Raw genomic sequence first — 23,737 nt, 5'->3', positions numbered from 1 at the left:
GATAAAATTTTAGATTTTTAACTGATTAATTCTTCATATTGAGCGCTGATTTTATCAAGCGCGCATTTCTGGTATACATTTCTCCTAATCTCAACTGGGTTCCATTGGCCTTGGGTGCAGGCCTGGATAATTCGCCGCCTAAAGCCTGCCAAATCATCCTGTTCTAAAACAAAACCATTAAAGCCATCAATAATTAACCCCGGGATTCCGCTCACCTTAAAGGTTACCACTGGCAAGCCTACGGTAAGTGCTTCTAAAACCACATTCGGAAAACCTTCTGTATAAGAACTCAGCACCATTAAATCATGCTGAACCATAACCTCATGGATGTTTTTAATCTCTCCTAAAATTTTAAGTCTGTGGTCGAGCTGAAGGTTCTTAATTTTGGTGCTAATCTGATCTTTCAGCACTCCTGTTCCCACGAAATCGAGATGATAATTTTCGGGCAGATGCGCCATAATATCTACCAGTCGTTCTAAACCTTTTTCTAGTGCAAAACGGGCTACAACTAATAATTTATAAATTTTATCAGGTGTTTTCACCTCCTTTAACTTATTAGTTTTCAATACCGGATTGGCAATTACCTTAATCAGTTCTTGATTAACATTATAAGTAGCAATCAATGATTGTTTCATTTCTTCTGACTGGCAAACAATCTGTTTGTAACCCTGATAACTTGCGCTGGCAAAAAACTCGTAAAACCTCGACTTAAATCCTTCAAACAATCTTTGTTCGTGCGGAATATTGGAGGCCCTTGCAATAAGCATCGGAATTTTTAAAAACCGGCCAACTAGTGAGACTAAAATATTGATGTGATCGGTAGTAGAAAAAACCGCATAAGGTTCTTCTTTTTTTAACACGTTGTAAAGTGCAAAAAAGGATTTGGAAGCTTTTTTGGTTTTTAAATCGATAAAACGTACACCATCTAAATCCATCGAGAAACAATTCACGGTAGAATCCAGAATCACAATGGTAACATCAAACTTATCTTTGTTAAATCCCTGGGCCAAATTCCAGAACACCCGTTCTGAGCCACCTGAAGTTAACGAGCTGAGTATAAAGAAAACTTTCTTTCTAAGCTTAACTTCTTCTTTAATAGTTTTTTGTGGAGCGTACATATTATTTTAGTTGATGACAATCCTATTAATCGTTAACCAAATAATTTTGAAATCGGTTAGGATATCGTTATGATGGATATACCTCATGTTCTGTTTAATTTTTGCGGGGATAATCCTTTCTATATAATAAGTTTCAGGATCTTCGGCATGTTTTAGTAGCTCATTTTCATTGCAAAACTCAACCGATGCCCAATCGGTAATACCCGGTTTAACGGATAAAACGTAACGTTGTTCTTCATTGTAAAGATTTACGTATTTCCTAACTTCTGGCCTTGGTCCAACAAAACTCATCTGCCCTTTCAAAACATTTAATAACTGGGGCAATTCATCTAACTTGTATTTCCGCAACCAGTAACCTATTCTTGTAATGCGATTATCTCTGTTCCCGATGGTGAGCAAGCTATTGTTGCTCTGTGTTACATACATGGTCCGAAATTTCACCAAATGAAAATCTTTCATATTCCGTCCAACTCTGATCTGTTTAAAAATAACAGGACCTCTCGAGTTGAGCTTGATTAGGATGGCAATCAGAATTAAAAGCGGGCTGAACAATACTAAACACAGAATTGCAAATACCACATCGAATATTCTTTTCTTATTTATTTTCATGATGCTACTGCCATTTGTTTATGTCCTGAAAAGCCACCTTCTTCAATTTCTAAATTGCTATTTAATTGAATATGCACACAACTGATTACCGACGTGATGATAAATTCTACTTCTGTATCCGTTAATTGCGGATAAATTGGGAGAGAAATCTCACAGGCATAATTCTGATAGGCCACGGGATAATCTTCAATTTTATAACCCAGGTTTTTAAAGAGCGTAAGCATTGGCATCGGGATAAAATGAACATTGCTCGCAATCCCCAAAGATGCCAGGTCTTCAATGATCTGATCCCGCTGCATCTCGGTTAAACCTTTAACCCTCAAGGGGAAAAGATGGTAACAGGATTCGCGCTGCGTACTCACTAAAGGTGGGGCAATAAACCAGTCTTCGTGCTGGAAACCCTCACAATATTGCCGGGCAATTTTCTTACGCTGAGGTAAAAGATCCTGATTATATTTCCTGATCTGTGCTAAACCAATTGCAGCGCAGATATCAGGCATATTGATCTTTAGTCCCTGAAACAGGATATCGTACCGCCAGCCAGCACCTCTTGATTTAGAAAGTGCATCTTTGTTCTGACCATTAAGCGTATACATTTTTAAGTAGCTGTATTCTTCCTGAGGATCAAATGCACCTGGAAGATTTAAGCAGATTGCACCTCCTTCGGCTGTCGTTATATTTTTAACGGCATGGAACGAAAATATTGTTACATCGCACATCTGTGCAGCTGGTTTATCGTAATATAAACTGCCTATTGAATGGGCAGCATCCGCAATCAGTAATATCCTTTTAAGCAAGGATTGTTTATCTGACTGACATTTAAATTTTTTCTTAATATCAGCACGGTTAATCAATTCTTTTAAAGCAGTATAATCACACGGCCAGCCAGCAATATCTACCCCAATTATAGCTTTGGTTTTTGAAGTAATTGCCGCTTGAACCTTTTCAGGATCGATATTAAAATCATCAAGCACATCAACCATAACCGGAGTTGCACCGCAATGAAGCACAGCTAACGCCGTGGCACTATAGGTATATGCAGGCACAATTACTTCGTCGCCGGCTTTAATACCAAACCATTTTAACATTAAAATAGCGCCCGATGTCCAGGAGTTTACACAAATCACCTCATCAGTTCCAGTAACCGCTTTAATTTCATATTCAAGGGCTTTTACTTTTGGCCCTGTGGTAATCCATTTGTCGTTAAGTGTTTCTAATACCTGATCAACAACAGATTGATCGATAAAGGGCGGAGAGAATGGGATATTCATATTCTTCAATTTAATTGTGTTAATTGTATTCAACCAAAATGGGATCTTCCATTTTGATTTTTGAGAGTTGTAGAATGGCAAAATAGAGGAACAATGTTGGACCACTCGTTGCCAGAAGCCATTCGTTATGAAAAAATGAATTGATGGATATGGCCAGAAAAGAACAGCTTAAACAGATTAACAGCGCATTTTTCTTATCCTTGATATGCAGAAAGGCATAAAAAATGATCTTCCCTACCTTTCGATATAATAAAATAAGTAAAATAACCCCCAGTAAAGGCCCCAAATAAGTAATAAACATTAAATAGGCATTATGGGATGTAATTACGATGGGGCCTTTTTTGTAAACAAAATTGTGTTGCACTACATCGTTCCAGGTTTTCCCATAAAACAATAGCCCAAAAGGATATTCGGTTATAATTTGAATGTTTTCTCCCATTAAATCGCCGCGCTCTTCTTTACCTTTTGCATTTTCGGCACTTTTATTTAAAATATTCTGTTGTTTTTTCCCCTCAGAAAATTGTTCAATTGAACTTTGCGCGATAAAAAATACAGCGCAAAACATTCCGAATATTAAAATGGATTTGGCTTTATAATAGCTTAAAAAAAATAATCCTGTTACAACTGCAAAAGCGACCAAAACCGACCTTTGCATACCGAAGAAGATAAGAGAGAGCGACAACCCAAATAAAAGAAGGTTAATTAGCCAGCTTCTTTTAAACAGTATCGCATTAATCACTAAAAATGGTGTTAAAGCAGCCATCTGGTAGCCGAAAGTAAAAATAGTAGTCGATATACCTGCTGGTGCCTGCAATACGTCTTCCTGTACCAAAAGCGAACGAATAGCCGCCATATTATACTGGTGATCGATAAACATGATGATTCCGGAAAGCAGCAATACACCAAAGAAAAATCCAACTGCGATATTCATCCGCTTTAAATTCGTACCGATAACATAATTGAACAACAAGGCAAAGCAAGCGGCAACAATTAATAAGGCAAAAAAACCAGTAACATCTGCCTGACCTATGAGATAAAAAAACAGGGCGGCAATAAAGAAAACAAATAATTCTTTGCCATATAGAAAACCTGTTTCTTCTGTTCTATAGAAATAGATTAACGGCACCAGGAAAACTATTGGTGCCGGAATTCTGAAAACTCCAGTCATGAAGATGTTGAATGTTGTTGCATAAACATAGGCAAACAACAAAAAGAGAAACATTATTTTTTTAATCATGACATGATGAGTTGCTCCCAATTGGCAGAAATGAGTTCAATAGAATTTGTTCTATTGATTGATTTTGCTTTTGCTGAAAATTTACTTCTTAAGTTTCTGTTATTAAGTATTTTATCAATTGACAATGAAAGTCCTACTATATCTTCTTTAGCAACCAGAAGTCCGTTAATTCCATGTTCGATAATCTCTGAAGGGCCAAACTCACAATCCATTGCCACACAGGCACAGCCCATTCCCATGGCTTCTACCAGTACATTCGGATAACCTTCATTTCTGGATGAGAGCACAAAAACCTCTGCCTGCGCATAATAATCTTGCAGGTTCGATTTAAAGCCGATCAATTTAACTTTACCCGTTAAATTTAAATCCGTAATCTGCTTTTGGAGGTTTTCTCTTTCAGGTCCTTCACCAGAGATTAAAAGATCAACATCGGGCGCACGTAAATGACTATAAGCATCAATAAGCAAATCAAAACCTTTTTCGCGACTTAATCTTCCAACAGAAAGTATAAATGCTTTATCGTTTACGGTATCTTTATTGGGTTTTACAAACTGATTGATCGGATTGTGGATGGTTTCAAAATTATTCAGTTTTTCGAATTGCTTAATCCTTTTAAATCCTTTAAACATTCCAAAAGCTGGTAGCACAATGGCTTTTGATTTTCTGTAAATATGAAATATGAACCACTGTAGTAATTTGTTGTATTGTTGTATGGTACTATTTAGGGCAGTTCTTTCAGAAACCAGATAAGGCAAACCTAAAATCATACAACATAAACCTGCCCACACGTTCGCCGATGTCATAAAACAAATGGTACAGTCTGGTTTTTCTTTCTTTAACAGAGATAGCAATCTGTAAAAAGTTAAGTAAGCATACCTAATCCTATTTAAGAGATTCTGACTATCTTTTCTTTCTACCAGATTTACAAATTTAATCTGTTTATTAATCTGATATTTAACTTGAGCTGTATTAAGGCAAATCATTGTAACACTGCATCTTTTATCACTAAAATGATTAGCCAGATTACTAATTACCCGCTCAGCTCCGCCACCTTCTAAACTGTTGATTACGAAGCATAATTTAGTAGTCATTCGAATTAATTTACAATGGTTTTAATGGTCTGGAAAGCGTTTCCAAAGGTTTTATATTTCACTTCGAAGAGGAAGTATTTTCTGAGGTAGAAGTTCAAAAGTTTAACTTTTTGTAAACCAGTATAGGTGAAAATTTTAATGATGATATAGAAATCGCTCAGTTGCATCTTCTTTAATGGAATATAAGCAACCGGGCTCCAAATACCTCCGGGGTGACGCCTGTAGCAACTCATTACTTCGGGTAAAACGTATATTTTTTTACCGGTTACCCAGGTGCAATAGAGTTTCAACAGTTTATCGCAGGCATGGCACTTTAAAAACCAATCGTTTTTATAAAGATTTTTAATGGCTTCAATGTTGCGGTAAACAATAGTTGCGGTACAGGTTTCTACCTGCCTGTTTACAATCAGATCGCTAAAGCTATACTGCAATGGAACAGGATTAAAATCCATATAAAACAGCTCAGTATCATCAAAATTTATTTCACGTGTATAATGGCAGCACATGACATATTCTGGATTATTTTCTAAAAAATCTACCTGTTTCTGCAGTTTATATGGGTCTAACCAATAATCGTCGCCATCGCATGTGGCTACGTATTTACCTTTAGTTTCTAATGCAACCCGAATTACGTTTTGTGTAGCACCGATATTCTTTGGCGCTTTTAAACGCTTAATTTTACCGGGATGTTTGGCAACATATTCATCAATAATTTCTGTCGTCCCATCGGTAGAACAATCATCCCCGATGATAATTTCTGTTTTAAAATTGCATTTCTGCATTAGAAAACCATCTAGCGCTTTAGCAATAAATTTACTATGGTTATAAGTGATGCAAAAAATGCTAACCATCACTTCATTATTATCTTCTTTCATAATAAATGACGCTTTTAATTGCCATTAACTACCATGCCAATGCTCCCATTAACCATGGTACCATAATCGGCCAGTTTAAGCACTTGTTTTTTACGGTAATTCTGTGTTCTTAAAATGATCCTTACTACTAAATCCTGATCTGCGCTGGTTAACGTATGATAAAGTGGCAAACACATGATGCGTTTCGAAATAGAATCGCAAATGGGCATATTTATTTTATCTATATATGGCAAGGCCGATAAGGATGGATAGAAGTACCGCCTGCAATACACCTGAACAAGCTCTAGCTGTTTCATGCAATCAAGCATTACTTCTTCGGATCGGAATATCACAGGATAGTATGCATAATTAAATTCCGTATCGACTTGAATAACCTGAAACTGGGCCTCAATTTTATTCAGGCGCATTTCGTAATGCTGCGATAGCTCTTTGCGTTTACTTAAAATCTGATCGATATGTTTTAAATTGCAAAGGCCCATAGCGGCGTGAAACTCGGAGTTTTTAGCATTGGTTCCGATCTCTGAAAAAGTATCTACCCCACTGTAACCGAAATTACGCATCAGTGCCATCTTCTTTAAAATTTCAGGGTTTTGAGTAAAAACTGCCCCACCTTCAATCGTATGGAAGAGTTTAGTGGCATGGAAGCTTGTTGTGCTTACATCGCCATAAGCGAAGATAGATTTACCCTTATATTTTGTACCAAAACAATGAGCGGCATCATAAATCACCTTTAGCTGGTGTTTCTTAGCAATCCGGTCTATCGCTTCGACATCGCAAGGATTTCCAAAAACGTGAGTAGCCAAAATGGCTGTCGTGTTTGGCGTAATAGCGGCCTCAATTTTATTGGGATCTATATTCAGCGTATCCTCATTAATATCCACAAAAACGGGTTTACAGCCCTGCCAAACAATGCTGCTGGTAGTAGCCACGAAAGAAAACGGTGTGGTAATAATTTCACCTTTCACATCTAAAGCCTGAATAGCCAGTTGCAAAGCAATTGTGCCATTGGTAACATATAATAAATGAGGTAGATCTAAGTATTGTTGCAACTTTAACTCCAATTCATTTACCAAAGGACCATTATTAGTGAGCCACTGTCTGGCCCAAATGCTACTTACATAGCTTTTAAAATCTGCCTGTTTAGGCAAAAAGGGTTTGGTTACAGGTATCATTGTTTGAGGATTAATTGTTTAAAATCAAGGAGTGCAGCGAGTTTGATACTGCTACTTATGCCAAGGTAAAAACTGCCATAGATGATGCTTATGCCAGCGATACGCAAAATATTGTTGATGTGATAATGTGTTAAACACCAGGCATCAAGGTAATAACAAGCTATACCTAACAGACTGGATAACATTAAAATAGGTACTATATCATGAAGCTGTTCTTTAATTGGGTAATTGATTAATTTTCCACTATATATCGAATTGATATAATAGGCGAAAAGAGTAAAAAAGAGCTGATAATATAAAAGCCCCATTATCCCAAAAGGAATTACACAGATAATCCCGATTACGCTTAGTACCTTTTTTATAATTTCTAATTTCAAAAACTGCCCGCTATGGCCTTTAACCTTTAAGATATTTAAGTTGTATGCGTGCAATGGGTACAGAATACCCGCAATACATAAAATTTGAAAATATGGCACTGAAGGCAACCATTTATCGGTTAAAAGCAGCGAAATCAGAGGTTGTGCAATGAGCGCTAAAAATACCAGAATGGGTGCGTTCCAGAATAAAACCTGCTGCATTAACCTTCGGTATACCATTTTGAGTTTTACATCATCATTGCTGATGTTCGAAAACATGGGATAGGTAACTTTATTGATCGCAGTAGAAATAATCCCGATAGGCAACTGACTTAAACTATCTGCCCTGGCGTAAAAGCCCAATTGGGCTGCCGCGTAAAATCGGCCTATAATAACGGTATATAAATTTTGATAAATGGTGTCCAGCAGACCAGAAAGCGTCATCTTGTAGCCAAAATGAAAATGCTTTCTGAAACTTTTTTTATTAAAAATCAGTCGTGGTCGCCAATCTGAGTAAAACCAATGCAATACGGTAGAAACACTCGCACTCAGCAAACTCATCCAAACCAAACTCCAGGTTCCATAACCGTTTTTTGCCAGGTAAATACCTAAACAACCGCCCAGTATTACTGCAGGTATTTGAATTACCGTTTGCAGTTTAAATTTCATTTCCTTAGTTAATAAAGTACTCTGAATACTAAAAAAGGCGTTTATCAAAAAGGTTAATCCGTAAACCCTAACAATATTGGTAAGTGTTGGCTGCCTGTAAAAACCAGCTATTAGCGGTGCTGCAAAGAATAAAACAACATATACAATGATGCTTCCAAACAGGTTAAAAAAAAATATGGTAGAAAAATCCTTCTGCCCTGCAGTTCTTGTGCGGATGAGTGACGATGTTAAGCCACTATCCATTAACGAATTGCCAACAGCGATAAAAATAGAGAGCATTGCGATTAAGCCAAATTCTGCTGGGCTTAATAAGCGAGCCAATATGACGGTAACGAACAGGTTTATGAATTTAACACCAAACTGCTGTCCAATCGACCATATAATGCCCGATCGCGCTTTATATGTTAAACTCATGACTTTACAATCGAACCGTTTCTATAGATTGTGGTAATACGGCTTTTATATCATACACCACGCATTCCGGTTTACGCAATGCTGTGATATTTAAATCATTAAAAGCTTCGTGCGCTACTGCCAGTATAATCCCATCGTACTTTCTGGTTTTTGATGAACCATTTTCGCAGATAATGCCATAATTATGCCTGGCCTGATCGGCATTTGCCCAAGGATCGTGAATGGTTACTTTAACTTTGTATTCTTCCAATCGCTTTACAATATCAATAACTTTGGTATTTCGCACGTCAGGACAGTTTTCTTTAAACGTAAAACCTAACACCAGCACTTCTGCCCCCACAATGTGAATGTTTTTAGCGATCATTTTTTTGATGACCTGATCAGCCACATATTTACCCATCCCATCGTTTACACGTCGTCCGGCTAAAATAATTTCAGGGTGATAACCAGCTTCCTGTGCTTTTTGCGCCAAATAATATGGATCTACGCCAATACAATGCCCACCAACCAAGCCTGGTTTGAAATTCAGGAAATTCCATTTGGTTCCGGCTGCTGCTAAAACCTCAGAAGTATCGATGCCGATCTGATTAAAAATCATAGCCAGTTCATTTACAAAAGCAATATTGATATCTCGCTGGGCGTTTTCAATCACTTTAGCTGCTTCGGCCACTTTAATAGACGAAGCTTTATAAGTTCCGGCAGTAATTACCGAACGGTACAGTGCATCTATTTTTTCGGCAGCTTCGGGAGTAGAACCTGATGTGATTTTTAAGATATTGGCAACGGTATGTTGTTTATCTCCAGGATTAATGCGTTCTGGAGAATAACCAGCAAAAAAATCTTTATTGAAAACCAAACCAGATCCTTTTTCTAAAATGGGCACACATTCGTCTTCAGTTACACCAGGATATACTGTTGATTCATAAACCACTATATCTCCCTTCTTTAAAACTTTAGCCACAACTGCACTCGCTTTAATTAAAGGTGATAAATCCGGCCTGTTGTTTTTATCAACAGGCGTTGGCACTGTAACAATGTAAACCGATGAGCTGCGTAATTTTTCGATTTCATTGGTACAGTACAGGCCTTTTAAAGTTGTGCATTCAAATGTTAAAACCTCATTCAATTCGGATTCATTAACTTCCAGTGTGTTGTCGTATCCGGCTTTTAATTCTGCTATCCTGCTCTGGTTAATATCAAAGCCAAATACCTTGTATTTTTTTGCAAATTCTACTGCCAACGGCAAGCCAACATAACCAAGGCCAATTACCGTCATTTTCAGATTATCTTCAGCGTTATACATAATGTTGTTGTGTATTTACAGTTAATGTTAAGTTACTTATTGGCACTCTGGTAACTAAAGCGCAGTCTAAATGATCGAAGGACATTAAAACATGTTTGCCTTGAATCTGGATCACCTCTCCTTCCTGATTATGGAAGAGACCATTACTGATCCGAACACGGTCTCCTTTCGAAACACCGGTTAAACTCACCACATCTACATCATTGTAGGTACCCATAATGTGTTTCAACTTTTCAATCTCACTATCCCTAACTACTGCAGGCTTGCCCATGTAATTAATAAAGTTTAAAACACCGAGTGTATACCTGATTTTGTAACCTTCACGCTCATCTATTTTCACAAATACATATCCGGTAAAAAGCGGCAGGCTAACTATTTTCTTTCTATCGGCCCATTGATTTTCTACATTACGAACAGGGCAAAAAGATTCAAAACCTTGCTCTTGCAGCAAACGGTCAACTTTTTTCTCCCAACGTGGACGGGTATAGATCACAAACCATTTTTTTGCGAACGAGGGCTTGATGTTAATTATAGATTCCATTTTTTTTTGATGAGTTATAGTTTGTTTTTTAGGCGATTTTGATACAGCTTCGCTATATCACTTACATGACTATTATTGGTTAATTGTTTTAATTGTAGAAACCGGTTAATTTTAATTAGTATTTCCGATTAACCAATTAACCGCTTTACACAGTTAACCTGTTTAAACACTATTCTAAATTTGTTTGCTCACCGGATACAGCTTCGCTATATCACTTACATGACTGTTTTATTTTTAAATATTATTTTGCTTTTTGGGCAAACGGGCAATCTAATTAAGAATTGTTTACAAGGTGCTAATGCTTAAATGATACTAAGTTTAGGCATCAGGGCTTTATCGTTTGTAAACAGAATTAAATCGTTTGGGGACGTTTATTGGTAAAGGGCATTGGTATTCTCTTTTAAAACATGGTAGATTTAGTTTGCCATGGCATAACCGTAACCACCATAGCTGTATTTTTGGCTTTTCTCCCGTTTGGCATCGTTAAAAACAACCATCGGATTTTTAAGCTTATTGTTTTCACAAATATCTTTCAGTATGGCCAACTGGTATTTGTTGGTGTAGTTATAACGCACCAGGTAAATACTTACATCGGCATATTCTGCCAAGCTAAAGGCATCAGCCACCTGGCCAACCGGCGAAGTATCAATAATGATATAATCGAACCTCTCTTTTAGTTCATCAAACAATAGATCCATTTTAGGGCTCATCATTACTTCTGCAGGATTTTCAGGTGATTGGCCACATCCAATAACCCATATATTATCTGAAACACTGGTAGGTTTAATAATATCATCTAACACAGACTCACCAATTAAATAGTCGGTTAATCCCTTAGTTTGCTTTAAACCAACTTTATTCAAGAGGTCAGGCTTTCTTAGATCGAACTCCAGTACAACAACTTTTTTATCAAGCATACCTAAGGTAGTAGCCAGATTTACGCTAAAGAATGTTTTACCCTCTCCTTTCATACTAGAGGTAACCAGCATTACTTTATTTTCGATATTGTTAGACATCAGTCCTAAATTCATTCTGATGTACCTAAACAGCTCTGATATTGTAGAACGGTTGTCTTTTTGAAAAACGATGGTGCTTTTATCCAGGTTATGAGAAAGTTCACCAAGCATTTTGGCACCGGTTAGCTCAATAGTGCTGGCATCCTGTACCTTATTATTAAAAAATCCTTTGGCATAAATTACTCCAGCTGGTACAAAAAAGCCAAAAATGAATCCACACAGATATAAAAGTGGTTGTTTAGGACTATTGGGTATAGTATTGTAGGCCGGTTTATCTACCACTTGGGAAGTTGGTACGGTAGCAGAAAGTGATAAAGCAGTTTCCTCTCTTTTTTGCAGCAAATATTTATACAACCCCGATTTTACGCTTTGTTCACGGCTTCTTTCTAATAAGCCACGCTCTATAGTAGGTACGGATTTAATTTTATTGTCGAATTGAGAGTAGTTGGCACTCAGATTATTTCTTTCAATAACAAAACCTTGTTTAATACTTGACAGGTTTTCCAGGATATTAGTTTTTAAGCTTGCTATTTGTTCGTTGAGGTTTAGCACCAAAGGATTTTCTGCATTAGCGGTACGCAGCATCCTATTTCTTTCCAGTTGGAAATCGTTAAATTTTGAAATCAATGAATTCAAAATCGGATCTTTTAAGCCCATTGCACTTGGAGCCAGGTTAAACTGACTTTGTTTACCTTTGAAATAATTTTCGATTGACCGTAATATCCTCAGTTGTACAGATGATGTTTCCAGTAACTGATTATACTCTCCTGAGCGTGCAGCATTCATCTGCGCATCCATATTAACATCGGTAACACGGTTTTGTTGTTTGTAGTTTTCTACATCCTCTTCAGTACCAGTAAGATCTGCAACCAGATATTTTAGGCGATTATCGATAAATTTAATGGTATTACGGGCAATGGTATTTTTATTATTAACGTTATTGATGTTATAAGTTTCGATCAGATCGTTAAGAATATCGATTCCCCGCTGAGGGACCACATCGTTCAAACTAATGGTAATGGTATTGGCGTCTTTAACAACCGGAACTATTTTTAATGAAACCAGGTTATAAGCCTCTGTCATTTTATATAAATTTTTAAACTGAAGCCTAATTTTGCCAAATTCGGTTTTATATGCTGGGCCCTTATCTATTTTAATTGCGTAGTCTTTCGTATTAATGGTATCGCCATACTTTACAATATTGGTCTTTAGGCTATCCTGAATGATGTAAGAGATTTCATCCAGATAAGAAACGTTAATTTTTCTTCCGTAAGCACCATTTTTTAAACTGATAGCGGTAACTACAAGCGGCGAAGTTTTTCCATAAAGCTCTTTTTCTCTAATCCCCTCTTTTTTAAAGTAAGCAGTTTCTAGGTTTAGTTTCTTCAATACTTTAAAAATCAAATCTCTCGACCGTAAGATCTCAATTTCATTATCAACCGTTTTAACCGTTTGAAACATGTTAAGATCACTGAAAGCGGTACTATTAGACATTGCTGCACCATTTTTATCATCAGAGATTAAAAGCGTGCTGCTCACTTTATATTTTGGTGGGGTAACGTATATAAAAGCATATACGGCAGCCATAGAAATAATGATACTGATTAAGAAATAGTGCCAGTTTCTGGCAAATCTTGTCATAGTTTCTGCAAAATCTTTTGCGCCACCATTTGTACTTTGTTTAAGCATGATATAATGTTTTAAAAGGCGTTTATCGACGAAGAACAGCTGTGATTAATACTGCAACTGCTGATATAGAAGCAATTACTACTGGCATGATGCGTGTATTGGGACTGTATTCAATCGCTTTTGATTTATCAGGCTCTACATACACAACATCGTTTTGTTTTAGATAAAAGAATGGAGAATCCATCACGTCCTGATTGTTCAGGTTAAGTCTTTTCATTACCCTTTGACCATCTTGTTGCCTGATTACTAAAATATTTTCCCTTTTGCCATAAACAGTCATGTCGCCAGCCATTCCCAATGCTTCCAAGAGATTAATGTTATCTCCCTGTACAGTAAAGGTTGATGGTCGGTTTACCTCGCCAATTACCGTTACTTTAAAATTGACCAGCTGAACATCAACTACCGGCTTTTTAACATATTTATCTAATTCTTTTGATATGGCAGCTTGCGCCTGCTCGATGGTTAAACCTTCCAGGCGAACATTACCTACAACAGGCAGATTAATCATCCCGTCTTTACTTACCCGGTAACCTTCTACCTTATAATTGCTTTCAGCGTTTGCATTTTTGGTATTAACAGCAAATAAAACATTCGACTCCTGATTTAAGCTGTTTATGCTTACGCTTAAAAGGTCGTTTTGCTGAATTTTAACTTCCTGACCTTGAAGTTTAACTTCGCTAGTTTGTTTAGCCAGGTTACTAAAGTATACAAGATCTCTTCTGGGAGCGCATCCGGTGATAATGCATGTATATATTGCGATAAATAATATTACTTTCTTCATAGCCTAAGTAATGTTTAGTTTTTTGTTTCGATTTATTAAGAACTAAGCTATACAATTAAGCGTCAATGTTTTATAGACAGATTGGGGTTGTATTTAAATTGTATAAAATATAAGCAGCATGCACAGCATTTTAAATACTGTGCCCATAAATTGCACATCATTTGTAAATTTTACAACGCAGAACATGTATAATATTTTGGCAGTATTTTCACTCAAAAAAGCCTGGCTTTGGCTAAAATCTTACTCTGTAAAACTCAAAAAACATCAGAAAATGTTTTAACATTTAAAAAAGCTGTTTAATACTACAATTTATAGGGGGTATAAAACGATTATTATAAAATCTGCAAGAAAAACTGCCAATTACCAAGCTTAGATTTACGGCTTAACCGATTATTTTTCCCTAACCAGACAGTAAACAAGTTATGCTTCGCATATTTCTGTGCAAGCTGTTTTACAATACATTTCTAATTGTCTAAAAACACATTCTGCTTAACACAATTAAACTTTGCGTAATAACAGTATGTTCTTGGCGAACAAATCAGATAAAACGATTAACATAAAAGCAATATCCCTTTAAAGCAGCGCAAAAAGTAAAAAAATGCCCAACTGTGAAAGCTGTAAACAAGAATTAGCAAAATGTGTACAGTATGCTTTAAAAAGGTTGAAAAGCCTGTTTTATACATAAATTCGTTAGAAACCTAAAAACAAGAATTAAATATGAAAGTTATTATTTATGGAACTGGAAAAATGGCTGAGTTTATCTGTTACTCATTTATGAATGACAGCGACTATAATGTTGTTGCCTTTTGTGTTGATGATGCGTATGTGCCTCCTGCAGGAAGTATGCTATTAGGATTACCTATTTTAAGTCTCACCCAGGTGATTAAAGATTTTCCTCCAGAAACCCATAAAATGCATATTGCCATTGGTAGAAACAATGCCAGGGAAAGTGTGTACCACAGGGTAAGCGAATCTGGCTATAGTTTTGCCAATTATGTTTCATCAAAAGCAAATGTATGGCCTGATCTGGTAATCGGCAACAACACTTTCATCGACCAATGCTGTGATATACAACCCTTTGTAACCATTGGCAATAATTGTATGCTTATCGGTTCCCGCATAGGCCATCATTCTACTATTGAGAACAATGTTCTATTATCGGGCAATATCCTGGCGGGAAATGTAACCATTGGTAATAATTCTTTTTTAGGAATTAATTCTGCAGTAAAGGAGGATATTGTTATTGGCAGCCACAACATTATTGGTGCAGGCGTTTTTATAAACAAGAATACTGAAGATTACGCCATTGTTTCAAATGCAACAGTACCTCAACGCGTTGGCGATTCTAAACGTTTTGTGATGTTCAATAAAGGACAAGATGTAAAACAGGGCTAATAAACGCTATCCATAAAAAAAGGGAGACGTTAACGTTTCCCTTTTTTTATTAAGCTTAATTTTTAATTAAACTTTTGTTCTATTTTCAGCACTTCGCTTCAGCTGCGTATTAATACGCTCCAAAACATCATAAATATCAAAAGGTTTACTGATATAATCATCAGCAAATGCATCAATAGCCTTTTGTTCGCTATTATTCTGTGCAGACATTACAATAATTGGGATGTGTTTAGTGAAAATATCAGTTTTTAAATCTTCACAAATTTCTGCTCCGTTTCCATCTGGTAACATTACATCAAGTAAAAAAAGATCAGGCATTGCATCCTGGATATTTTTCTTTAACTCAGCAAATGATGATGAAAGCTGCAATTCGAAACCTTCATCTTTTAATAGAATTTCAATAACGTTTCTGATCTCCTGATCATCCTCTAAAATGTGTATTCGTTTTCTTTCCATGTTCAAATTATAATGTTTGGATTATACCGTTCGCGTGGAATGCGCTATACGATAGTAACAGTAACACCCAAACTCTCTAAATGTTTAACAATTTGTTCAGAAATTCCTTTATCGGTAATAATATGATCAATTTCTTCTAATCCACATATCTTTCCAAAGCCTCTTTTTCCAAATTTGGTAGAATCGGCAAGTACAATCGTTTTTTGTGATGCACCAATCATTTTGCGGTTTAAATGTGCTTCCATGGCGTTAGTAGTGGTTAATCCAAAATCAAGATCAATCCCATCAACACCTAGAAATAGTTTATTAAAATAAAAATCCTGCAAAACCTGTTCTGCATAAGCACCCATTACCGATGAAGAACTTTTTCTAAGCAATCCGCCTAATTGTATTACTTCAATACTTGGTTCGCGCATTAATTCGAGCGCTACATTTAATGCAGAAGTTACAACAGTTAAATTTGTTGCTGGAACAATATTCTTAGCAAAATAAAGCACTGTAGTACCTGATGCAATAACGATAGAATCGTTATCATTTAGCAGTGCAGCAGCAGCAATACCTATTTTGTTTTTTTCTGTAGATTGTATTTTCTCTTTCTCATTAACCGGACGGTCTACCGTGTATGGATTATTTACGGTAGCTCCACCATGAGTCCTAAACAATAGGCTCTTATCTTCAAGTAGTTTTAAGTCCTTTCTTATTGTTACAGACGAAACTTTCAACTCCTTACATAAATCGACTACATTTATGTATTGATCACGTTGCAGGCGACTTAATATAAACTGGTGCCTCTCAGCCAAATTCATCATAGTATATTTAATTAGCGTGCTGCAAATTAGCAATAAAAACATTCTTTAAAATATTTTGCACAAATATTTAATAAATTTTTAACACGCGTATTATATTATTTCGATTATGATTTCTTATAATTGCGTATTGTTTCGTTTTATTATTTTTATAAATTTAAATGGAAAGATTACACCCGCATCATCTAACAGAAAACATAAATTGGGACTTCATAATTATTGGTGGAGGTGCCACAGGTTTGGGCACTGCATTGGATGCTGCAAGCAGGGGCTTTAAAACTTTATTGGTAGAACAATCTGATTTTGCCAAAGGAACATCCAGCCGGAGTACTAAACTGGTACATGGTGGCGTTCGCTACCTTGCACAGGGCGATATCGGTTTAGTAAAACATGCCTTAAAAGAACGTGGCCTATTACAACAAAACGCAAAGCACCTGGTAAATAAAGAAGAATTTCTGATTCCCTGTTACGATTGGTTCTCCGTTATAAAATATTTAACTGGACTTACGCTTTACGATTGGTTAGCAGGTAAATATAGCTTCGGCAAATCTAAGTTTTTCTCTAAAAAAGAAACCTTAGCCATGATGCCTGGCATTAAGGAGAAGGGATTAAAAGGAAGCATCAGGTATTACGACGGCAAGTTTGATGATGCCCGTTTAGCCATAAATATTGCACAAACTGCTATTGAAAACGGTGCCTCATTATTAAACTATACAAAGGTAACCGGCTTGTTAAAGAGTGGCGACATAGTTACAGGCATTGAAACAGAAGACACCATAACTGGCTTAACCGCTAAATATATTGGCAAAATAGTAATTAATGCCACGGGCGTGTTTGTGGATGATATCCTGCAAATGAATAACCCGAATTCAAAAAAAATGGTACGTCCTAGCCAAGGTGTACATGTGGTGCTAGATAAAAGTTTTTTAAACAGCGAATCGGCCTTAATGATACCAAAAACTTCTGATGGCCGTGTTTTATTCGCCGTTCCATGGCACGAACATTTACTAGTGGGCACAACAGACACTCCGCTAAACGAACATAGTTTAGAACCCAGGGCATTAAAAGAAGAGGTAGATTTTATTATGAGTACGGCGGCGAGTTATTTTAACCGCAAACCCATGGAAAAAGATATCTTAAGTGTATTCTCAGGCTTACGCCCTTTGGCCGCTCCTACCAATGGAGATGGAAATAGTACAAAAGAAATTAGCAGAGACCATAAACTTATTGTTTCTGCAAAGGGATTAATTACCATTACCGGTGGTAAATGGACCACCTATCGCAGAATGGCAGAAGAAACGGTCGATTTAGCCATTACGCATGCTGGTTTAGAACCGAAAGCATGCGTAACCCAAAATTTAAGCATACATGGTAGTTTAACCACTGCCACAGATAGTCATTTGGCTATCTATGGATCGGATCGCAGTAAAATTGAAGCTTTAATTGCGCAAGATCCAAGTCTTGGCAATAAATTAATTCCCACGTTCCCTTATACAGAAGCAGAAGTGCTTTGGTCTGCAAGAAACGAAATGGCCGAAACAGTAGAAGATATTTTAAGCAGAAGATTAAGGATACTGTTTATTAATGCACAAGCAGCCAAAGACATGGCCCCTAGAGTAGCTTCGCTCCTGGCCAAAGAATTATCGGCTGATAAAAACTGGGAAATTAACCAAATCGAAACTTTTAATAAATTAGCCGATGGTTATGTTTATCATTCTACACCTAAAATAACCGAATCGGCATTAGCCAACTAACCAAATTCCTAATTATGAGTAAATACATCTTGTCTATCGATCAGGGAACCACAAGTTCGAGAGCAATTATTTTTAATCACAATGGCGAAATTGTTGCCATTGCACAACGAGAATTCACACAGATTTATCCAAAAGCTGGCTGGGTAGAGCACGATCCAATGGAAATCTGGTCGACACAATTGGCTGTTGTAACAGAAGTGATTGTTAAAGCCGGTTTAACCGTTGGCGATATCGATTCTATTGGCATTACCAATCAGCGCGAAACCACCGTGGTTTGGGATAAAGAAACCGGACAACCGATATACAATGCCATTGTTTGGCAAGACAGGCGCACTTCTGCCTATTGTGATGAAATTAAAGCACAAGGACTGGCCAATAAAATACAGGAAAAAACAGGGTTGATTATAGATTCTTATTTCTCAGCTACCAAGGCCAGATGGATCTTAGAAAATGTTGCCGGGGCAAGGGAAAAAGCGGAAGTCGGAAAACTTGCTTTCGGAACCATCGATACCTGGTTAATCTGGAAATTAACAGCTGGCGAAAAACATGTAACAGATGTAAGTAATGCATCAAGAACAATGCTTTACAACATCCACACCCTAAGCTGGGACGACGAATTGCTCGAGCTTTTTTCGATACCGAAAGCCATGCTCCCTGAAGTAAAATCATCAAGCGAAGTTTACGGCGAAACCGCAGGACGCATACTGGCAGCAAAAATCCCTATTGCGGGGATAGCCGGCGATCAGCAATCTGCTTTATTCGGGCAAATGTGTACCGAAATCGGGATGGTAAAAAACACATATGGTACTGGCTGTTTTATGCTGATGAATATTGGGTCGAAGCCAAAAATATCAGCCAATAATCTATTAACTACTATTGCCTGGCAGATTAATGGTGAGGTAAATTACGCTTTAGAAGGGAGTATTTTTATCGGTGGTGCGGTGGTGCAATGGCTTCGCGATGAAATGGGACTCATTTCTAAATCAGCAGACGTAGAAACCTTAGCTAAAAAAGTAAAAGATACCGATGGGGTTTATGTTGTTCCTGCCTTTGCGGGTTTAGGTGCGCCACACTGGGATCAACATGCAAGAGGCACCATAACCGGATTAACCCGCGGCACAAACAAATCGCATATCGCCAGGGCAGCCTTAGAAAGCATTGCCTACCAAACCATGGATGTTTTAAAAGCGATGGAAGCTGATGCAGGCGTAAATATTGCCGAATTAAGGGTAGATGGTGGTGCTACGGCAAACAATTTATTAATGCAATTTCAGGCCGATCTGTTAAACTGTAAAGTAATCAGACCAGATGTAACAGAAGTTACCGCCATTGGTGCTGCTTATCTGGCCGGATTAGCCACTGGTTTCTGGAAAAGTATCGATCAGATCCGTTCGCAATGGAAGATCAACAAAACTTTTGTTGCTGAGGAGGGAATTGACAATACAGAAAGAATAAAGGGCTGGAATAGAGCCATAAAAGCGGCTAGAGTAAATGCAGAGGACTAATTGGACAAATTTAATTGGATAAGAATTTAATTATATGAATGTATATCTTGCAGAATTTATTGGCACAGCGCTAATGATTCTTTTAGGAAATGGTGTTGTAGCTAACGTAGTGCTTAAAGGTACCAAAGGCAACAATAGTGGATGGATTGTAATTACAACAGCCTGGGCACTTGCCGTATTCGTTGGCGTTGTGGTAGCAGGTCCGTACAGCGGAGCGCACTTAAATCCAGTTGTAACCCTCGGACTTGCCATCGGAAAAGGCTTCAGCTGGGCACTGGTTCCGTTTTATATTCTTGCACAGCTGGCTGGCGCAATGACAGGGTCTTTTCTGGTTTGGCTTATTTACAAAGATCATTTCGATGCTACAGATGATCAAGGTTTAAAGGCGGCTCCCTTCGCAACCGCTCCAGCCATTAGAAATATATCGTCAAATTTGGTATCAGAAATTATTGGCACTTTCGTTTTAATCTTTGTGATCTTTTATTTTACTGATGCCAGTATGGGTACTAAAGAAACAGTTACTCCTATTGGCTTAGGCTCAATGGGTGCCATCCCGGTAGCGTTTTTAGTGTGGGTAATTGGTTTGGCTTTAGGCGGAACAACCGGATACGCGATTAATCCGGCAAGAGATCTGGGACCTCGGATTATTCACTTTTTAATCCCAATGAAAGGGAAAGGAAGTAGCGACTGGGGTTATGCCTGGGTACCAATTGTTGGGCCGATAATTGGCTCAGTATTAGCTGCTGTGGCTTTTTTGTTGATTAGTAAATAATGGCATTTATGTTGTCAACTTTTAATAGCTTTTTCGCTAGAAAGTTGACAACGCTCTTTTCATGATTGTAGTTGTGCAGGCAGATGTTACCATCTTACTATAAACAAATCTAAATTCATTAACCAAAAATGAGAATTGAAGATTTCAATTTCAAACCTTATTTAGTGTCAGATGGTAACATCTGACATCACGAACAATGACGAACGCTATTACTGAAAAGCGGCTCTTCCTACCTGTTCATCGCCTAAGTATATCCAAATGGCACCTTTTAAATACTTTCCGAAAGAATCTTTCATGTTCTGCAAGCTTACCTTGTTAAAATTGGCTACCATATTCTCGGTAATACTATAATCGCCAAGCACTTCAGCTTCACCTAAATCTTTCACTATCGAACTTGCGCTTTCCTGATGCCTGTAGTATCTATCTCGATGCTCTTTTTTTAATGCCTCAAGATAACGTTCACCATACTTTCCTTCTTTAATGTTGTTGTATACCGTAATCATCGCTTTAAAAGCTTTTTTAGGTTGGGTAGTACTTACAAACATAGAAGTATATGGAATCTGTTGTATTTTAACGGTTGCTCCTGGCGCATATGATAAACCCAGTTTAGTTCTCAGTTCATAATTCATACTGCCACTTAATGCATTAATTGCTAGCACAAAAGCATAATAATCGGCATTAGTCATGGTTGGGGCATTCATAATACAACTCATATAATTAGTCGCAATATCTCTTTGTTCGATTACCAGATGCTCACCTGTTAAAGTCTTACGATCGTAAATCGGCGGCGTGTAAGCTTTTCCTTTAAGGGTATTAAAAGAAGTTTGAATTTTCTTTTCCAGTTCTTCTTTTGTAATGTTTCCAGCTACGACCAAAAACATTTTATTCTTGTTCAATAATTCGTTATGGTAATAATTGCTAACCATTTCAGCTGTAAAACCACCTAAAGTTTTACTTGTGCCTAAGGGATTAATACTGTAAGGCGAATCTTTAAACATGCTTTCCATACTCAATTGCTCAATTCTTGTTTCAGGATCGGATTGACTATGATAAATACCCGTAATCATACGTTCTTTAGTTGTTTGAAATTCCGTTTTATCAAAAGCCGGATTAATTACGGCATCCGAAAAAAGCTTCCAGCCCTGATCAAGATACTTAGAAATACAATCCATGTTAATTGTACCATAATCAGTTGTAGATGAACCAGAAATATCAATTCCATATTCATCAGCCAACTCCTGATAATCAACAACACTGTAATTTTTAGTACCACAGGTAGCGGCAGATGCCAAAGCCAGATTTTCGATTCCAGCTCTTTCAGCGTTGTAATTCATTACCCCGCCTCTAAAAAACATGCTCATACTAACTGTTTCTTTCTGTGTAGACTTTAAAATCACCTTTAAACCATTCACATCAAATGAAATGGCCTTGGTTTGCGCGTTGACAATATGGAAAACTAAGATAAAGTTTATAAAAAATATGACTTTTTTCATCGAGCGTCAGGTTATTTGGGTGATTTAAAAAATGTTTCTGGCTTTACTTCATTCATACCTGTTTTATCCATCATCAGGCCAGCACAATAAGGTTTGTCTTTAATATACTTGCGTACATAATCAAGTAAATCTTTCCTTGTTACTTTATTTACATTTTCTTCGTAGTGCGTATAATAATCAATCGATGCCGAAGCCCACCAGAAGGAAAGTAGATGTGCATAATCGGAAGTTACCTCTCTTCTTTCTACCTGTTCTATTGATAATAATCTTTTGGCCCTTTCAATCTGTAGATCAGACAAATAATCTTCATTGGCCCAAAGCGAAATCTGCTTTAGCACTTCCTGATAACATTCTTTTATTTTTGCGGGGTTAGGACTCACCATTAAACTAATCGGTCCGGTATATTTTTGGGTGTAATAATTCACATCGGCCTGTTGGGCTAATCCTGAATTAATAAGCGCCTGTTTCATTTTAGAACCGTTTTGATTCACGATGAAAGAAAAAACATCAGCAGCATAAGTGGCCGGAATATCGTTTCTGGTATCCGGACCATGCCAGCTAAACAGCATAAACGGAACAGGGCTTTTATTAGACTCTACAAAATAATAATCGTTTTTTTGAAGCGGTTTAAACTCAGGGATTGGCCATTTCACAAAAGGATCAACCGGCGATCGTTTCCAGCTTCCAAAAACAGAACTTACATAACTAAAAGCTTCATCAACTTTAACATCACCAGCAATTACCAGAACTGAATTATTTGGCCAGTAATATTTATTTTTAATGGAATCCATTTTTGATGGAGTAGCCGATAAAATTACTTCATGGCTACCGATTACGTTTTTACGGGAATAGTTTGCCCCCCACATATGCCGCGAATTGGCCTCTATCAAAGCAAATACCGGACTTGATTCATGTCTCGTAAATTCAGCATTTACCACTTCATTTTCCAAAGCCATATCTTCTTTTATAAATTTCGGATAACGGATAGATGAATTCATTAAACTTAATCCGGGCTTTAAATTAGCAGCAGGAAGCGTAAAAAAATAATTCACCACTTCTTCTCGTGTAGTGGCATTCGAATTAATATCCAGATCGTTCATTCTCGAATTTAAACGTTCGAAATCGGGATAATCTTTATTAGCCTTAAAGAATAAATGTTCGTAAAGGTGACTTAGGCCGTTAAATTCGTCGGTTTCGGTAAAAGAACCATTTCTACAGGCCATTTCAATGGTAACCAGAGGCACTGTTCGGTCTACAACCACCAGTACTTCTAAACCATTATCAAGTTTTTTGAAATGCATGTTTTCTCCAAGCTTTTCCTGGGCAAAAACAGAACTAAGGCACAGTATACAAGCTAAGGAGCTAAAGAATAGAGAGCGCATATTTTAATTAAATTTTGGCACCAAATAAGCGT

20 protein-coding genes are annotated in these 23,737 nt (G+C 37.2%); 4 read left to right on the top strand and 16 right to left on the bottom strand.

All coding sequences use genetic code 11. The features are described 5' to 3' along the window. Positions 1-17: 17 nt before the first annotated feature. The 12 genes from ACN9MR_RS09110 to ACN9MR_RS09055 all read right to left on the bottom strand — a co-directional run bounded on the left by ACN9MR_RS09110 (position 18) and on the right by ACN9MR_RS09055 (position 14,142). Positions 18-1,118 carry a glycosyltransferase gene (locus tag ACN9MR_RS09110; protein WP_426329338.1) on the bottom strand — a complete coding sequence of 367 codons (1,101 nt, stop codon included), beginning with the start codon at positions 1,116-1,118 and terminating at the stop codon, positions 18-20. A 6-nt stretch (positions 1,119-1,124) separates the two neighbouring features. Further along, entirely contained in the window at positions 1,125-1,727 is a 603-nt protein-coding gene (locus tag ACN9MR_RS09105; RefSeq protein ID WP_426329336.1) for a sugar transferase, read from the bottom strand. Further along, on the bottom strand, positions 1,724-2,998 hold the full coding sequence (locus ACN9MR_RS09100; protein WP_426329334.1) for a DegT/DnrJ/EryC1/StrS family aminotransferase: 1,275 nt from the start codon (positions 2,996-2,998) through the stop codon (positions 1,724-1,726). Before ACN9MR_RS09100 ends, ACN9MR_RS09105 begins: the two co-directional genes overlap by 4 nt. A gap of 19 nt (positions 2,999-3,017) precedes the next feature. Beyond that, positions 3,018-4,235, bottom strand: coding sequence for a hypothetical protein (locus tag ACN9MR_RS09095; protein WP_426329332.1), 1,218 nt, complete (start codon positions 4,233-4,235; stop codon positions 3,018-3,020). Next, positions 4,232-5,326 carry a glycosyltransferase family 4 protein gene (locus ACN9MR_RS09090; RefSeq protein WP_426329330.1) on the bottom strand — a complete coding sequence of 365 codons (1,095 nt, stop codon included), beginning with the start codon at positions 5,324-5,326 and terminating at the stop codon, positions 4,232-4,234. The genes ACN9MR_RS09095 and ACN9MR_RS09090 overlap by 4 nt, the downstream gene beginning before the upstream one ends. Before the next feature lie 5 nt (positions 5,327-5,331). Then, positions 5,332-6,201 carry a glycosyltransferase gene (locus ACN9MR_RS09085; protein WP_426329328.1) on the bottom strand — a complete coding sequence of 290 codons (870 nt, stop codon included), beginning with the start codon at positions 6,199-6,201 and terminating at the stop codon, positions 5,332-5,334. A gap of 14 nt (positions 6,202-6,215) precedes the next feature. Continuing rightward, positions 6,216-7,373 carry a DegT/DnrJ/EryC1/StrS family aminotransferase gene (locus ACN9MR_RS09080; RefSeq protein WP_426329326.1) on the bottom strand — a complete coding sequence of 386 codons (1,158 nt, stop codon included), beginning with the start codon at positions 7,371-7,373 and terminating at the stop codon, positions 6,216-6,218. Further along, the gene (locus ACN9MR_RS09075) at positions 7,370-8,812 is read right to left on the bottom strand and encodes a lipopolysaccharide biosynthesis protein (protein WP_426329324.1); all 1,443 of its coding nucleotides are present in this window, start codon (positions 8,810-8,812) and stop codon (positions 7,370-7,372) included. Before ACN9MR_RS09075 ends, ACN9MR_RS09080 begins: the two co-directional genes overlap by 4 nt. A gap of 4 nt (positions 8,813-8,816) precedes the next feature. After that, positions 8,817-10,115, bottom strand: coding sequence for a nucleotide sugar dehydrogenase (locus tag ACN9MR_RS09070; RefSeq protein ID WP_426329322.1), 1,299 nt, complete (start codon positions 10,113-10,115; stop codon positions 8,817-8,819). Further along, the gene (locus tag ACN9MR_RS09065) at positions 10,108-10,656 is read right to left on the bottom strand and encodes a UpxY family transcription antiterminator (RefSeq protein WP_426329320.1); all 549 of its coding nucleotides are present in this window, start codon (positions 10,654-10,656) and stop codon (positions 10,108-10,110) included. The genes ACN9MR_RS09070 and ACN9MR_RS09065 overlap by 8 nt, the downstream gene beginning before the upstream one ends. A gap of 416 nt (positions 10,657-11,072) precedes the next feature. After that, the gene (locus ACN9MR_RS09060) at positions 11,073-13,361 is read right to left on the bottom strand and encodes a GumC family protein (protein ID WP_426329318.1); all 2,289 of its coding nucleotides are present in this window, start codon (positions 13,359-13,361) and stop codon (positions 11,073-11,075) included. Between the two features lie 22 nt (positions 13,362-13,383). Further along, the gene (locus ACN9MR_RS09055; protein WP_426329316.1) at positions 13,384-14,142 is read right to left on the bottom strand and encodes a polysaccharide biosynthesis/export family protein; all 759 of its coding nucleotides are present in this window, start codon (positions 14,140-14,142) and stop codon (positions 13,384-13,386) included. 717 nt (positions 14,143-14,859) lie between these two features. Between ACN9MR_RS09055 and ACN9MR_RS09050 the strand changes: the two genes are divergently transcribed. Further along, positions 14,860-15,537: an acetyltransferase gene (locus tag ACN9MR_RS09050; protein ID WP_426329314.1), complete on the top strand. Its 678-nt coding sequence runs from the start codon at positions 14,860-14,862 to the stop codon at positions 15,535-15,537. Positions 15,538-15,603: 66 nt separating this feature from the next. Here the strand turns inward: ACN9MR_RS09050 and ACN9MR_RS09045 are convergent, their stop codons facing one another. Together ACN9MR_RS09045 and ACN9MR_RS09040 are read right to left on the bottom strand one after the other, a co-directional pair. Further along, positions 15,604-15,993, bottom strand: a complete 390-nt coding sequence (locus ACN9MR_RS09045; RefSeq protein WP_426329312.1) for a response regulator transcription factor — start codon at positions 15,991-15,993, stop codon at positions 15,604-15,606. 44 nt (positions 15,994-16,037) lie between these two features. Next, entirely contained in the window at positions 16,038-16,802 is a 765-nt protein-coding gene (locus ACN9MR_RS09040; RefSeq protein WP_057934180.1) for a DeoR/GlpR family DNA-binding transcription regulator, read from the bottom strand. Between the two features lie 158 nt (positions 16,803-16,960). Here ACN9MR_RS09040 and ACN9MR_RS09035 point away from each other — a divergent pair, with 158 nt between their 5' ends. From ACN9MR_RS09035 to ACN9MR_RS09025, 3 genes are read left to right on the top strand one after another with little or no spacing between them, the layout of a single operon-like run. Further along, a complete protein-coding gene (locus tag ACN9MR_RS09035; RefSeq protein ID WP_426329310.1) occupies positions 16,961-18,553 on the top strand; it encodes a glycerol-3-phosphate dehydrogenase/oxidase in 1,593 nt (530 codons plus the stop codon). Positions 18,554-18,567: 14 nt separating this feature from the next. Continuing rightward, positions 18,568-20,058 carry a glycerol kinase GlpK gene (gene glpK, locus ACN9MR_RS09030; protein ID WP_426329308.1) on the top strand — a complete coding sequence of 497 codons (1,491 nt, stop codon included), beginning with the start codon at positions 18,568-18,570 and terminating at the stop codon, positions 20,056-20,058. A gap of 34 nt (positions 20,059-20,092) precedes the next feature. Continuing rightward, positions 20,093-20,830: an MIP/aquaporin family protein gene (locus ACN9MR_RS09025; RefSeq protein ID WP_426329306.1), complete on the top strand. Its 738-nt coding sequence runs from the start codon at positions 20,093-20,095 to the stop codon at positions 20,828-20,830. Between the two features lie 209 nt (positions 20,831-21,039). On the opposite strand, the gene ACN9MR_RS09020 is transcribed toward ACN9MR_RS09025, so the two are convergent. Next, on the bottom strand, positions 21,040-22,323 hold the full coding sequence (locus ACN9MR_RS09020) for a M16 family metallopeptidase (protein ID WP_426329304.1): 1,284 nt from the start codon (positions 22,321-22,323) through the stop codon (positions 21,040-21,042). Positions 22,324-22,334: 11 nt separating this feature from the next. Next, complete coding sequence (locus ACN9MR_RS09015) at positions 22,335-23,624, bottom strand: M16 family metallopeptidase (protein ID WP_426329302.1); 1,290 nt, start codon at positions 23,622-23,624, stop codon at positions 22,335-22,337. Positions 23,625-23,737: the final 113 nt, after the last annotated feature.

Source organism: Pedobacter sp. R-06 (assembly GCF_049913135.1).
Lineage (GTDB): Bacteria > Bacteroidota > Bacteroidia > Sphingobacteriales > Sphingobacteriaceae > Pedobacter.
The sequence above is the reverse complement of the archived record's forward strand: the minus strand, read 5'-3'. Positions and strand labels throughout refer to the sequence as shown.

Coding starts and splice junctions, on each gene's coding strand:
- ACN9MR_RS09060 (WP_426329318.1), bottom strand. CDS start 13,361: ATGCTTAAACAAAGTACAAATGGTGGCGCAAAAGATTTTGCAGAAACT.
- ACN9MR_RS09080 (WP_426329326.1), bottom strand. CDS start 7,373: ATGATACCTGTAACCAAACCCTTTTTGCCTAAACAGGCAGATTTTAAA.
- ACN9MR_RS09040 (WP_057934180.1), bottom strand. CDS start 16,802: ATGATGAATTTGGCTGAGAGGCACCAGTTTATATTAAGTCGCCTGCAA.
- ACN9MR_RS09065 (WP_426329320.1), bottom strand. CDS start 10,656: ATGGAATCTATAATTAACATCAAGCCCTCGTTCGCAAAAAAATGGTTT.
- ACN9MR_RS09100 (WP_426329334.1), bottom strand. CDS start 2,998: ATGAATATCCCATTCTCTCCGCCCTTTATCGATCAATCTGTTGTTGAT.
- ACN9MR_RS09095 (WP_426329332.1), bottom strand. CDS start 4,235: ATGATTAAAAAAATAATGTTTCTCTTTTTGTTGTTTGCCTATGTTTAT.
- ACN9MR_RS09025 (WP_426329306.1), top strand. CDS start 20,093: ATGAATGTATATCTTGCAGAATTTATTGGCACAGCGCTAATGATTCTT.
- ACN9MR_RS09090 (WP_426329330.1), bottom strand. CDS start 5,326: ATGACTACTAAATTATGCTTCGTAATCAACAGTTTAGAAGGTGGCGGA.
- ACN9MR_RS09110 (WP_426329338.1), bottom strand. CDS start 1,118: ATGTACGCTCCACAAAAAACTATTAAAGAAGAAGTTAAGCTTAGAAAG.
- ACN9MR_RS09050 (WP_426329314.1), top strand. CDS start 14,860: ATGAAAGTTATTATTTATGGAACTGGAAAAATGGCTGAGTTTATCTGT.
- ACN9MR_RS09035 (WP_426329310.1), top strand. CDS start 16,961: ATGGAAAGATTACACCCGCATCATCTAACAGAAAACATAAATTGGGAC.
- ACN9MR_RS09070 (WP_426329322.1), bottom strand. CDS start 10,115: ATGTATAACGCTGAAGATAATCTGAAAATGACGGTAATTGGCCTTGGT.
- ACN9MR_RS09015 (WP_426329302.1), bottom strand. CDS start 23,624: ATGCATTTCAAAAAACTTGATAATGGTTTAGAAGTACTGGTGGTTGTA.
- ACN9MR_RS09055 (WP_426329316.1), bottom strand. CDS start 14,142: ATGAAGAAAGTAATATTATTTATCGCAATATATACATGCATTATCACC.
- ACN9MR_RS09085 (WP_426329328.1), bottom strand. CDS start 6,201: ATGAAAGAAGATAATAATGAAGTGATGGTTAGCATTTTTTGCATCACT.
- ACN9MR_RS09075 (WP_426329324.1), bottom strand. CDS start 8,812: ATGAGTTTAACATATAAAGCGCGATCGGGCATTATATGGTCGATTGGA.
- ACN9MR_RS09045 (WP_426329312.1), bottom strand. CDS start 15,993: ATGGAAAGAAAACGAATACACATTTTAGAGGATGATCAGGAGATCAGA.
- glpK (WP_426329308.1), top strand. CDS start 18,568: ATGAGTAAATACATCTTGTCTATCGATCAGGGAACCACAAGTTCGAGA.
- ACN9MR_RS09105 (WP_426329336.1), bottom strand. CDS start 1,727: ATGAAAATAAATAAGAAAAGAATATTCGATGTGGTATTTGCAATTCTG.
- ACN9MR_RS09020 (WP_426329304.1), bottom strand. CDS start 22,323: ATGAAAAAAGTCATATTTTTTATAAACTTTATCTTAGTTTTCCATATT.